Annotated in this window: 10 protein-coding genes; 6 read left to right on the forward strand and 4 right to left on the reverse strand. The window is 69.6% G+C overall.

From position 1 onward, the window contains the following. Positions 1 to 1,205: hypothetical protein (locus QR77_RS16670; RefSeq protein WP_063798178.1), on the reverse strand; the 1,205-nt coding region annotated here is incomplete at its 3' end. Between the two features lie 293 nt (positions 1,206 to 1,498). On the opposite strand from QR77_RS16670, the gene QR77_RS16675 reads away from it, so the two are divergent. The 5 genes from QR77_RS16675 (at position 1,499) to QR77_RS48675 (ending at position 8,426) form a co-directional block, all read left to right on the forward strand. Then, the gene (locus tag QR77_RS16675) at positions 1,499 to 3,994 is read left to right on the forward strand and encodes a bifunctional SulP family inorganic anion transporter/carbonic anhydrase (RefSeq protein WP_052489617.1); all 2,496 of its coding nucleotides are present in this window, start codon (positions 1,499 to 1,501) and stop codon (positions 3,992 to 3,994) included. A 347-nt stretch (positions 3,995 to 4,341) separates the two neighbouring features. Beyond that, entirely contained in the window at positions 4,342 to 6,297 is a 1,956-nt protein-coding gene (acs, locus tag QR77_RS16680; protein ID WP_040022597.1) for an acetate--CoA ligase, read from the forward strand. A 235-nt stretch (positions 6,298 to 6,532) separates the two neighbouring features. Next, positions 6,533 to 7,063: a phage holin family protein gene (locus tag QR77_RS16685; protein WP_078876759.1), complete on the forward strand. Its 531-nt coding sequence runs from the start codon at positions 6,533 to 6,535 to the stop codon at positions 7,061 to 7,063. Beyond that, positions 7,060 to 8,013 (forward strand): alpha/beta hydrolase, encoded by a 954-nt coding sequence (locus QR77_RS16690; RefSeq protein WP_040022598.1) that lies wholly within the window; start codon positions 7,060 to 7,062, stop codon positions 8,011 to 8,013. Before QR77_RS16685 ends, QR77_RS16690 begins: the two co-directional genes overlap by 4 nt. A 233-nt stretch (positions 8,014 to 8,246) precedes the next feature. Continuing rightward, positions 8,247 to 8,426, forward strand: coding sequence for a hypothetical protein (locus QR77_RS48675; protein WP_078876760.1), 180 nt, complete (start codon positions 8,247 to 8,249; stop codon positions 8,424 to 8,426). Between the two features lie 35 nt (positions 8,427 to 8,461). Here QR77_RS48675 and QR77_RS16695 read toward each other — a convergent pair whose 3' ends face one another. From QR77_RS16695 to nth, 3 genes are all read right to left on the reverse strand, one after another. Continuing rightward, positions 8,462 to 9,661, reverse strand: coding sequence for a MarP family serine protease (locus tag QR77_RS16695; RefSeq protein WP_040022600.1), 1,200 nt, complete (start codon positions 9,659 to 9,661; stop codon positions 8,462 to 8,464). A 72-nt stretch (positions 9,662 to 9,733) separates the two neighbouring features. After that, positions 9,734 to 10,438: a CoA pyrophosphatase gene (locus QR77_RS16700; RefSeq protein ID WP_040022602.1), complete on the reverse strand. Its 705-nt coding sequence runs from the start codon at positions 10,436 to 10,438 to the stop codon at positions 9,734 to 9,736. A gap of 191 nt (positions 10,439 to 10,629) precedes the next feature. Continuing rightward, positions 10,630 to 11,439, reverse strand: a complete 810-nt coding sequence (nth, locus tag QR77_RS16705) for an endonuclease III (protein ID WP_236710690.1) — start codon at positions 11,437 to 11,439, stop codon at positions 10,630 to 10,632. A 388-nt stretch (positions 11,440 to 11,827) separates the two neighbouring features. Between nth and QR77_RS16710 the strand changes: the two genes are divergently transcribed. Next, positions 11,828 to 12,502: a Crp/Fnr family transcriptional regulator gene (locus QR77_RS16710; RefSeq protein WP_040022606.1), complete on the forward strand. Its 675-nt coding sequence runs from the start codon at positions 11,828 to 11,830 to the stop codon at positions 12,500 to 12,502.

A 12,502-nucleotide genomic window follows, 5' to 3' on the forward strand; every position in this document is an offset into this window, starting at 1 on the left:
CCGGCCGGCGCCTGGCCGACCTCCAGGGCGCGCAGTTTGTCCAGGGTGACCGGGTCCTGGGCGTCCAGCCAGTCGGCGAGTTGCCGGAAGGACACGCACCGCACGTCCTGCTGCCCGCAGACCGTCTTGATCGTGTCCTCGACGGCGCGCATGTACGTGCCGCCGTTCCAGGACTCGAAGTGGTTGCCGATGATCAGCGGGGCGCGGTTGCCCTGGTAGGCGCGGTCGAAGGCCTTGACGAGGCCGTCGCGCATCTGGTTGCCCCAGTACTCGTGCTGGGAGGGGTCGCCGTTGGTCGTCCTGGACTGGTTGAACATGAAGTTGTAGTCCATCGACAGCGTCTCGAAGGCGCGGCCCGGGACCGGGACGGACTGCAGCGGCATGTTCCACAGGCCGTCGATCTTGCTGGGCCAGACCTGTGTGCCGGTGCCGCTCGAGTCGTAGCGGAAGCCCATGTCGCTCGCGGCCCGCATCAGGTTCTTCTGCCCTTCCAGGCAGGGCGCGCGGCCGCCGATGAGTTCCCTGTCGTAGTCGAAGGGCAGCGGGGCCTCGTCCTTGAGGCCCGAGTTGCCCTTCCACGTCTTGACGAAGGACTTGGCCTGCGCGATCTCGCTCTTCCACTCGTCGACGGACCAGGTGCCCACGCCGCCGTTCGCGCCGCAGAAGTGACCGTTGAAGTGGGTGCCGATCTCGTTGCCGTCCTTCCAGGCGCCGCGCAACTCCCGCAGGGTGTCCTTGATTCCCTTGGCGTCGTTGAAGCCGATGTCCGAGGCGCCGACGATGTGGTGCGGCGGGTCGTACTGCTTGGACTTGTCCTCGGGGAGCAGGTAGACGCCGCTCAGGAAGTACGTCATGTTCGCGCCGTACTTCTTGCCGACGCTCCGGAAGTGCGAGAAGAGTTTCTGGCTGTCCTCGCCCGCGCCGTCCCAGGAGAACACCACGAACTGCGGGGGTTTTTCACCGGGCTTCAGCCGCTGCGGCCTGATCTGGCCCGGCTGGGCTCCGGTGAAGGCGGTCGAGCCGTCCCCGATGAGCTGTAGGGCGTTCTTGTGTGTTCCGGGTGCGCCCTTGGCGGCCCCCGGTCCCGCCCCCTGTTTGCTCCGCGGCATCTCTTCCGGCTCGCCGGTCAGCGAACAGCCGGAGAGTCCTACGGCAACCGCCATGGCGGCTGCGCCGAAGGCGGTCCTCTTTGTGGCGGCCAGCATCCGCCCACCTCTTCCCTCAGATCACTTCGTCGGCACGGCGCCGAGCGCCGACAACGTCGCATCACTGGGAAAAATACGAAAGTATGACAAGCCGTAAAAAAATACTAATCACCATTAAGGGTGAAAGATTGCCCCGATTGCCCACAAATTAGTGCCAGAGTCTTTACCTGTCTTTACTCTCCATTACGATTCATTTACCGAGAGTGGAGCTGAGCATCCCGCCGCTGCACACCGTGACTCACGGCCGCGATCCCCATTTCCGCGACCGCGCCGCCCCGGAGGAGACGGGAAACATGTCTGTATCTGCCTACGTCCCCACTCGCACCGATCCCCCCGCCCAGGGCCCGCCGCCGCCCAGGCGCCGGCCCCGGATCACCGGCGGAGACCTGTCCGCCTCCATCACCGTCTTCCTGATCGCCGTCCCGATGTCGCTCGGCCTCGCCGTCGCCATGGACGCCCCTCTGGAGGCGGGCCTGATCGCTGCCGCCGTCGGCGGGATCGTCGCCGGGCTCCTCGGCGGCTCGCCGTTCCAGGTGAGCGGTCCCTCCGCCGGACTGACCGTCGTCACCGCCGAGTTGATCCAGCGGTACGGCTGGCGCACCACCTGCGCCATCACCGTCTGCGCCGGTCTCGTGCAGATCGCCCTGGGCTCGCTCAGGGCCGCCCGGTCCGCCCTCGCCGTCAGCCCCGCCATCGTGCACGGCACACTCGCCGGCATCGGTGTCGCCATCGCCCTCGCCCAACTGCACGTCGTCCTCGGCGGATCCCCGGGCAGCTCCGCCGTCGACAACGCCCTCGCCCTGCCCGAGCAGATCGGCAGGATCGGACCGGAGGCGCCGCTCGTGGGCGCGCTCACCATCGCCGTACTCATGCTCTGGCCCCGGCTTCCGGGGCGTACGGGCCGCGCTCTGCGCACCATCCCGGCCGCGCTCGCGTGCGTGGTGATCGCCACGGGCGTGGCCGCCGTCGCCACGCCCGGGATCACGCGGGTTGACCTGCCGTCGTGGAGTACGCATGTGCTGCCCGAGGCGCCCCGCGGCGCCGTCCTGCCGCTCGTCGCCGCCGTGCTCACCATGACGCTCGTGGCCGGTCTTGAGTCGCTGCTCTCCGCGGTGGCCGTGGACAAGCTGGCCGGCGACCGGGCCCGCTCATCCGGCAGGAGACGCTCCGACCTGGACCGCGAGCTGCGCGGGCAGGGCATCGCCAACGTGCTGTCGGGGCTGCTCGGCGGCCTGGCGGTGTCCGGCGGCGCGGTGCGCGGCTCGGCGAACGTACGGGCGGGGGCGACCGGCCGCGCTTCCACCGTCCTGCACGGCGCCTGGGTGCTGCTGGCCGCCTGGCTGCTCGTCCCCGTACTGGAGTGGATCCCGCTGGCCGCGCTAGGCGCCCTGGTGATGATGGTCGGCATCCAGATGGTGTCCTTCGCCCACATCCGTAACGTCCACAAGCACCGCGAGTTCCTGGTGTACGGGACGACGGTGGCCGGGGTGGTCGTCCTCGGCGTCCTGTACGGCGTACTCATCGGCATCGCCGTGGCGGTCGCGGTCGCGCTGCACCGGCTGGCCAGGACCCGGATCACCGTGGAGAAGGAGGACGGGCGCCACCGGGTGCGGGCGCGCGGCCAGTTGACGTTCCTGGCCGTGCCCAGGCTGATCCGGGTCCTGCACCAGGTGCCGGAGGGCGCCATCTGCGTCGTCGAGCTGGACGGCTCCTTCATGGACCACGCGGCGTACGAGGCACTGCACGAGTGGCAGACCGCGCACACCGCGCGGGGCGGCACAGCCGAGTTCACCGGCCGGAGCGGCGGGCGGATCGCCGAGCCCGCCACGGAGACGCATGCCTGCTGCCGGCCCTGGACACCCTGGCGTAACCACCACTGTGGCGAGCGCCCGGTGGAAGAGCGGACACAGCAGGCTCAAGGAGCCTCCTCAGCAGAGCGAGCAGGCGCGGGAGCGGGCACCGACACGGGCAGGGACACGGGCACGGGTACGGGTACGGGCACGGGACAACCGATCGGCGGGGCCCCGCGCTCCAGCCCTTCCCCGTTCGGTCCGGCCGACGTACGCAGGCCGAGCAGCAGTCAACTCGCCAGCGGGCTCAGCTCCTTCCAGCGCAACACGGCCCCGCTCGTACGGAATGAGCTGGCGCGGCTCGCGCGTGAAGGGCAGCGCCCGTCCCAGCTCTTCCTCACCTGCGCCGACTCACGGCTGGTCACCAGCATGATCACGTCCAGCGGCCCGGGCGACCTCTTCACCGTGAGGAACGTCGGCAACCTGGTGCCCCTGCCCGGGGCCGACTGCGGCGACGACTCGGTGGCGGCGGCGATCGAGTACGCCGTCGGCGTGCTGAACGTGGAGTCCATCACTGTCTGCGGGCACTCCGGCTGCGGTGCGATGCAGGCCCTGCTGAACTCCCCGCCGGACGCGGCCGGGCCGGCAACACCGCTGCGCCGCTGGCTGCGACACGGGAAGCCGAGCCTGGAGCGGATGGAGAGCCCCAGTCATCCCTGGGCCAGGATCTCCGGGCGCCTGCCGACGGACGCGGTCGAGCAGCTCTGCCTGACCAATGTGGTCCAGCAGTTGGAGCATCTGCGGGCGCATGAGGCGGTGGCGCGGCGGATCGCCGACGGCCGGCTCGAACTGCACGGCATGTACTTCCATGTCGGCGAGGCACAGGCGTATCTCCTCGCGGACGCCGCGGAGGCGGGCACCGCGTCCGGGGGCTCGGAGGAGGTGTTCGACCGCGTGCCGGCCACCGCCCCGACCGTGCTCGACGGAGCGCGGACCTGAAAAAATCTCAGGACCACGCGGCAGACGCCGGGGACGGCCCGGCGGGCGTGCGCGGGGCGCGGCACCACGTACCAACAGCGGCGCGTGACACGGCAGTCCGGCCTTCATATGAACCGTTCCCGTGCCACGTCCGTGAGTGTGAGTGGCCCCTTCCCCACCGCCCTGGGGAAGCGGGCCGTTCTTCGTTCGCCGTCCCCGCGTGATAAGTCGTGGGGCACCGCATCAGGCGATCCGCAATACAGAGACGCATAGGTCTAAACCAATTTCCTGAAGGCCCTTGTCACCCGGGCTTCTGCCTGATGAGCTAGGCCGGGGACACATAGGACGCCCTGGGAAAGGGAGATGTCGTGAGCAACGAAAGCCTGGCCAACCTGCTCCAGGAGAACCGGCGATTTTCACCGCCGGCGGAGCTGGCCGCGCACGCCAATGTGACGGCGGAGGCGTACGAGCAGGCCGCGGCGGACAGGCTTGGCTTCTGGGCCGAGCAGGCGAAGCGGCTCACTTGGGTCACCGAGCCGACCGAGACACTGGACTGGTCGAATCCGCCGTTCGCCAAGTGGTTCGCCGACGGCGAGCTGAACGTCGCGTACAACTGCGTGGACCGTCATGTGGAGGCCGGCCACGGCGACCGGGTGGCGATCCAGTTCGAGGGTGAGCCGGGCGACAGCCGTACCCTCACGTACGCCGATCTCAAGGACGAGGTGTCCCGCGCGGCGAACGCGCTGACGGAGCTGGGCGTACGCAAGGGCGACCGGGTCGCTGTGTACCTGCCGATGATTCCCGAGGCCGCCATCTCGATGCTGGCGTGCGCCCGGATCGGAGCGGCGCACTCCGTGGTCTTCGGCGGCTTCTCGGCCGACGCCGTCGCTTCCCGTATCCAGGACGCCGACGCCAAGATCGTGATCACGGCCGACGGCGGCTACCGCCGCGGCAAGCCGAACGCGCTGAAGCCCGCCATCGATGACGCCGTCGCGAAGTGTCCGCAGGTCGAGCACGTACTGGTGGTCCGGCGCACCGGCCAGGACACCGCGTTCGACGACAGCCGGGACGTCTGGTGGCACGAGATCGTGGGCCGCCAGTCCCCCGAACACACACCCGAGGCGTTCGGCGCTGAGCACCCGCTCTTCATCCTGTACACGTCCGGCACGACGGGGAAGCCCAAGGGCATCCTGCACACCTCCGGCGGCTACCTCACCCAGGTGGCGTACACGCACCACGCGGTCTTCGACCTCAAGCCGGAGAGCGACGTCTACTGGTGCACGGCGGACGTCGGCTGGGTGACCGGCCACTCGTACATCGTGTACGGGCCGCTCGCCAACGGCGCGACGCAGGTGATGTACGAGGGCACCCCCGACACCCCGCACCAGGGCCGCTTCTGGGAGATCGTCCAGAAGTACGGCGTCACGATCCTCTACGCGGCGCCGACGGCGATCCGTACGTTCATGAAGTGGGGCGACGACATCCCGGCCCGCTTCGACCTGTCGTCCCTGCGGGTGCTGGGTTCGGTCGGCGAGCCGATCAACCCGGAGGCCTGGATGTGGTACCGGGAGAACATCGGCGCCGGCAAGGCCCCGATCGTGGACACCTGGTGGCAGACCGAGACCGGCGCCATGATGATCTCCCCGCTGCCCGGGGTGACCGACACCAAGCCGGGGTCGGCGCAGCGCGCGCTGCCCGGGATCTCGGCCACGGTCGTCGACGACGAGGCCAACGAGGTCCCCGACGGAGGCGGCGGCTATCTGGTGCTGACCGAGCCGTGGCCTTCGATGCTGCGGACGATCTGGGGCGACGACCAGCGGTTCATCGACACGTACTGGTCCCGCTTCGAGGGGAAGTACTTCGCGGGCGACGGCGCCAAGAAGGACGACGACGGCGACATCTGGCTGCTCGGCCGGGTGGACGATGTGATGCTGATCTCCGGTCACAACATCTCCACCACGGAGGTCGAGTCGGCGCTCGTCGCGCACCCCAAGATCGCGGAAGCGGCCGTGGTCGGCGCGACGGACGAGACGACGGGCCAGGCCATCGTGGCGTTCGTGATCCTGCGCGGCACCGCGTCCGTGGACGACGGTCTGGTCGCCGAGCTGCGTAACCACGTGGGTACGACGCTGGGGCCGATCGCCAAGCCCAAGCGGATCCTGCCGGTCCAGGAGCTGCCCAAGACCCGCTCCGGCAAGATCATGCGACGGCTGCTCAGGGACATCGCGGAGAACCGTGAGCTGGGCGACGTCTCGACGCTCACCGACTCCTCCGTGATGGAACTCATCCAGAGTCAGCTCCCGAGCGCGTCCAGCGAGGACTGAGACCCCCGGACTCGTACGAAGCGGAGGGGCACCCGGCAGAGTCCGGGTGCCCCTCCGCGTTGTGGGCAGGAGACCGACCGGAGCCCAACAGGAGCCGGAACGGCGGACGGCGGGCCGAACACGCGGGGGCAGCGCGCGAGGACGGCCGTCGTCCGGCATGATCTGACAACGGATCCATGGACACGTACGGGACCCGTACACGCCTACACACGTAGTAACGAAAAGGGAGTCACGGATGAGCGACCCCGGCAAGCACGTTGCCGATACGGTGCGGACCGGCACAGTCGTCGGACCCATCAGTGCCGACCGCAGCATCGGCCAGCTCGTCGCCGGCGCGACCGCCGAGCTGTCCGCGCTGGTGCACGACGAGATCGCGCTCGCCAAGGCCGAGCTGCGCCAGGACGTCAAGCGCGGCGCGATGGGCGGCGCCGCCATCAGCATCGCGGGGGTGTTCGCCCTCTTCTCGCTGCCGGTGCTGAGCTTCGCCGCGGCGTACGGAATCCACAACCTGGGCCTCGGCCTCGCCTGGTCGTTCCTGATCGTGGGCGGCGCGTTCCTCGTGCTGGCCGGGATTCTCGCGCTGCTCGCCCTGTCGAAGTTCAAGAAGGTCAAGCCGCCGGAGAAGAGCATCGCCTCGGCGAAGCAGACGGCGGCCGTTCTCCAGAACGTGAAGCCCCACCCCCGAGCGGTCGGAGCGGCCGGACCGGTCGGAGCGGTCGGACCGGTCGGAGCGGACGTCGAGTCTGTGGCACGCTCGTCTGCATGACCGCCCCTGATTTCGGCTCCGGTTCGACGCCCGGCGCGACGGTTGCCTCAGCCGTACGGCTCGACGGGCCCTGGACCCACCGTGATGTGGCGGCCAACGGCGCGCGTTTCCATATCGCCGAGGCGGGCGACGGGCCGCTGGTACTGCTGCTGCACGGCTTCCCGCAGTTCTGGTGGACCTGGCGGCACCAGCTCACCGCGCTGGCCGACGCCGGTTTCCGCGCTGTGGCCATGGACCTGCGGGGCGTGGGCGGCAGCGACCGTACGCCCAGGGGGTACGACCCCGCGAACCTCGCCCTCGACATCACCGGTGTGGTGCGTTCGCTCGGTGAGCCCGATGCCGCGCTCGTCGGGCACGACCTGGGCGGATACCTCGCCTGGACCGCGGCGGTGATGCGGCCGAAGCTGGTGCGCAGGCTCGCGGTGTCCTCGATGCCGCATCCGCGCCGCTGGCGCTCGTCGATGCTCTCCGACTTCGCGCAGAGCAGGGCCGGGTCGTACGTCTGGGGCTTCCAGCGGCCGTGGATCCCCGAGCGTCAACTCGTCGCCGATGACGCGGCGCTGGTCGGGCAGTTGATCCGGGAGTGGTCCGGGCCCGGCCTGCCCGACGACAAGTCGATCGAGGTCTACCGGCGCGCGATGACCATTCCGTCGACGGCGCACTGCTCGATCGAGCCGTACCGCTGGATGGTGCGGTCGATGGCTCGCCCGGACGGGATGCAGTTCAACCGGCGGATGAAGCGTCCGGTGCGGGTACCGACGCTCCAGCTCCACGGGTCGCTCGATTCGGCCATCCGGACACGCAGCACGGCGGGGTCGGCGGCGTACGTGGAAGCGCCCTACCGGTGGCGGCTGTTCGACGGCCTCGGGCACTTCCCGCACGAGGAGGACCCGCTGGCGTTCTCCACCGAGCTGATCAACTGGTTGCAGGACCCGGAACCGGACCGCTGACGGTGGCGTGACGGGCGGTCGCGGGACCCGCCCGAAAGGCTGCCGGGGGCCGGCCGTCGAACCGCCGGCGGACGCGTCGGACGAACGCCGGACGTCCGTCGGCCCCGTCAGATTCGAACCAAAAGCGGTCCCGCAGAACATCAGTCCTACCAACAGCCAATTGCCTCACGCATAGGCCAATTGGCCGTCTCTCGCGCGATTACCGACCTTCGGGCACGGGCACACGTCGGGGTATGGGCTGGACGCACGACTACGGTGACGCAGCACGCAACCGCCGCTCGGCCTCTGCGCCGACCATTCACGACAAGGGCGGACCCGAAGATCAGGGCCATGATCCCCGGCTTGGCATTCCTCTCATCCTCCGCCGCAGGGCCCGCTGGGTCTCGGCCAGGCTCCGTCATACGCGTGGCTGACGCCGACCCGGCGGGCGCCGCCCCCGCAGGCGCCGTCAGAGCGCGCACCCCTCGCTGTCGACCTGCTGGTTAGCGGTGCGGCCGGCGTTGATGTCGTCGCGGATCTCGTCCGCCGTCAGGGCGTAGCCGGTGTCGGGGTCGTCGAGCGACCTGGCGAAGATGACCCCGTACACCTTGCCGTCGGGGGTCAGGAGCGGTCCTCCGGAGTTGCCCTGGCGGACGGTCGCGAAGAGCGAGTAGACATCGCGGCTGATCTCGCCGCGGTGGTAGATGTCGGGGCCGTTGGCGTTGATACGGCCACGGACGCGCGCGGAGCGTACGTCGTACCCGCCGTTCTCCGGGAAGCCGGCCACGATCGCACTGTCGCCGCTGCTCGCGTCGGAGTCGGTGAAGTGGAGCGGGCTCGCGGGCAGGCCCGGCACGTCCAGTACGGCGATGTCGCGGTGCCAGTCGTACAGGACGACCTTCGCGTCGTACAGCTTTCCCTCGCCGCCGATCTGGACGGTGGGCTCGTCCACGCCGCCGACCACATGGGCGTTGGTCATCACGCGGCGGTCGGCGAAGACGAAGCCCGAGCCCTCAAGGACCTTGCTGCACCCGGAGGCCGTACCGACGACCTTGACGATCGACTTCTGCGCGCGGGCGGCGACCGGGCTGCCGGCGAGCTTCGGGTCCGGCGGCTTCACGGCGGTGATCGGCTCGTTGGCGAACGGGCTGAAGACCTGCGGGAAGCCGTTCTGGGCGAGCACGGCGGAGAAGTCCGTGAACCACGTGGATGCCTGACTGGGTATCACCTGCGAGACCCCGAGCAGCACCTTGGAGTTCCGGACCTCCTTACCGAGGGTCGGCAGGGAGGTCCCGGCGAGCGCCGAGCCGATGAGCCAGGCGACCAGCAGCATCGCCACGACGTTGACGAGGGCGCCGCCCGTCGCGTCGAGGGCGCGCGCGGGTGACCAGGTGATGAAGCGGCGCAGCTTGTTGCCGAGGTGCGTCGTGAAGGCCTGGCCGACCGAGGCGCAGACGATGACGATGACCACGGCGACAACGGCCGCCGTGGTGGAGACATTCGCGTCCTCGGTGAGCTGGTCCCAGACCACGGGCAGGAGGTAGACGGCGACCAGGCCGCCGCCGAGGAAACCGATCACCGACAGGATGCCGACGACGAATCCCTGGCGGTAGCCGACGATCGCGAACCATACGGCGGCGAGCAGCAGCAGGATGTCCAGCACGTTCACCGTCAGTTGCCTCGCAGATTCGTCTCCGGTCGTCCCGCCCTGCCGGGGACGCGATAGCGCTGGGTCAGCCTGTCATGCACGCCAGTCGAACGGGACCTGTCTTGACGGGTCCCACGGCCGCTCCCAGCCGGCGAAGTGCAGGATCCGGTCGATGACCCCGGCCGTGAACCCCCAGACCAGGGCGGAGGCGACAAGGAAACCGGGGCCGTGATAGCCGCTGGGATGGACGGTGGTCAGCCGGTTGGCCGGATCCGTGAGATCGGCCACGGGCGCGGTGAACACCCGGGCCGTCTCCGCCAGGTCGACGGCGCCGACCGGGCTGGGGGTGTGCCACCAGCCGAGTACGGGCGTCACCACGAAGCTGCTGACCGGGATGTACAGCTTCGGGAGCACGCCGAAGAGCTGGACACCGGACGGGTCGAGGCCCGTCTCCTCCTGCGCCTCGCGCAGCGCGGCGCGCAGCGGGCCCGTGGTGGCGGGGTCGCCGTCCTCGGGGTCGATGGAACCACCGGGGAACGAGGGCTGACCCGGATGCGAACGGAGGCTGCTGGCACGCTCCATGAGGAGCAACTCGGGTCCGCGCTCGCCCTCGCCGAAAAGGATGAGCACGGCGGACTGCCGCCCGCCGCCGCCCTTGGGCGGCAGGAAGCGGCTGAGCTGCTCGGGCTCCACGATCCGAACGGCGTGCACGACAGGCAGGAGCCAGTCGGGCAGGCCGTCCGTGGTGACGGTGACCTCTGCCGTCGAGTCGTCGTAGGTCTTTCCAGCGCACGTCATAGGCACCCCTGTCGTACAACGCCTGCCGTCGGCCGGATCGTTCCGGACCTGTTCCGCACCACTCTTGCGTGTGTTGATACGGCGCTACTCCCTCGGGTGCTCACCCTCATGTGCTTCGTGCTTCGTGCGGTTCGCTTCGTGCGGTTCGTACGCTCACCGGCCCGCGGCCGCCCCGCTCGTCCGGCAGGACGTCAGGCGCCCAGCGGCTGCGCCGGCGCGCCCGGGTAGTCCGGGGGCGGGCTCAGCCGCTGGCCGGGCTGGCCGCCCATCTCGTACTTGAGCAGTTTCTTCGCCTTCTCGGGATCCGTCTCGCCCTCCCCGTACGACGGGCACAGGTGTGCGATCGGGCACGCGCCGCACGCGGGTTTACGGGAGTGGCAGATACGGCGGCCGTGGAAGACCACCCGGTGCGAGAGCATCGTCCACTCGCTCTTGGGGAAGATCTCGGCGATCTCCGCCTCGACCTTCTCCGGATCCTCCTGCTCGGTCCACTTCCAGCGGCGCACCAGCCTGCCGAAGTGCGTGTCCACGGTGATGCCGGGGACACCGAACGCGTTGCCGAGCACCACGTTCGCCGTCTTGCGGCCGACGCCCGGCAGAGTCACCAGATCCACCAGCCGGCCCGGCACCTCGCCGCCGAAGTTGTCCCGGAGCGCGGTGGACAGGCCGATCAGGGACTTCGCCTTGGCACGGAAGAAGCCGGTCGGCCGGATGATCTGCTCCAGCTCCTCGGGCACGGCCGCGGCCATGTCCTCCGGGGTCGGATACGCGGCGAAGAGCGCGGGCGTCGTCTGGTTGACGCGGAGATCGGTCGTCTGGGCGGAGAGGACCGTCGCGACGAGCAGTTCGAAGGGATCCCGGAAGTCGAGCTCCGGATGGGCGTACGGGTAGACCTCGGCCAGCTCCCGGTTGATCCGGCGGGCCCGGCGGACCATGGACAGTCTCGATTCGGGCTTGCCGCCGGAGCCGGACGTGCGAGCGGGCACAGTGGTGGGCGGCACCGCCGTTGGACCTTTTGCGGCTTTTTTCGGTTTCGCCGAGGGCTGTTCGCCCACAGCGGAATTACGCTTTGCGGACACTCTTCCGGCCCCCTTGGCCTGCGCTGTCTCCCGCGAGTTGGACACCCGGCCAGCGTAAAGCCCCGCACCGACATCCGCCCCGGCCCCGGCCGATCACCACTCGAACCGGCCCCCGGGCACGCTTGAGCACTCTCATACGTCAAACTTGTGACTGATCGAATAGTTTCAACAGCCGGTTATCGCGCCAGGCAACCGGAGGTCCGGCGGGCGGCAATGAGGCCGTGTGAAGCCGAGCCATCCGAGAAGTTGCGGCACGTACGGCATCATGGGGGCCACGGTCCCCATGAGCAGCTCGACAAGGAGAGAACACGTGGACGACGTTCTGCGGCGTGCCCCGCTCTTCGCGGCGCTCGATGACGAGCAGGCAAGTGAGCTCCGCGCCTCGATGAGTGAGACAACGCTCGCCCGCGGCGACGCTCTCTTCCACGAGGGCGACCCCGGCGACCGTCTTTATGTAGTCACCGACGGCAAGGTCAAACTCCACCGCACATCCCCCGACGGGCGCGAGAACATGCTCGCGGTCCTCGGCCCCGGTGAGCTGATCGGCGAGCTGTCGCTGTTCGACCCGGGCCCACGCACCGCCACGGCGAGCGCGCTCACCGAGGTCAAGCTCCTCGGCCTGGGCCACGGTGACCTCCAGCCCTGGCTGAACGCGCGGCCCGAGGTCGCGACGGCCCTGCTGCGCGCGGTCGCCCGCAGGCTCCGCAAGACCAACGACCAGATGTCCGACCTGGTCTTCTCCGACGTGCCGGGCCGGGTGGCCCGCGCGCTCCTCGACCTGTCGCGCCGCTTCGGCGTGCAGTCGGAGGAGGGCATCCATGTCGTCCACGACCTGACGCAGGAAGAGCTCGCCCAGCTCGTCGGCGCCTCCCGCGAGACGGTCAACAAGGCACTGGCCGACTTCGCACAGCGCGGCTGGCTCCGGCTGGAGGCGCGCGCGGTGATCCTGCTGGACGTGGAGCGCCTCGCGAAGCGCTCGCGCTGA

Origin of the sequence: Streptomyces sp. 150FB, assembly GCF_000818195.1 — a bacterium.
Taxonomy (GTDB): domain Bacteria; phylum Actinomycetota; class Actinomycetes; order Streptomycetales; family Streptomycetaceae; genus Streptomyces.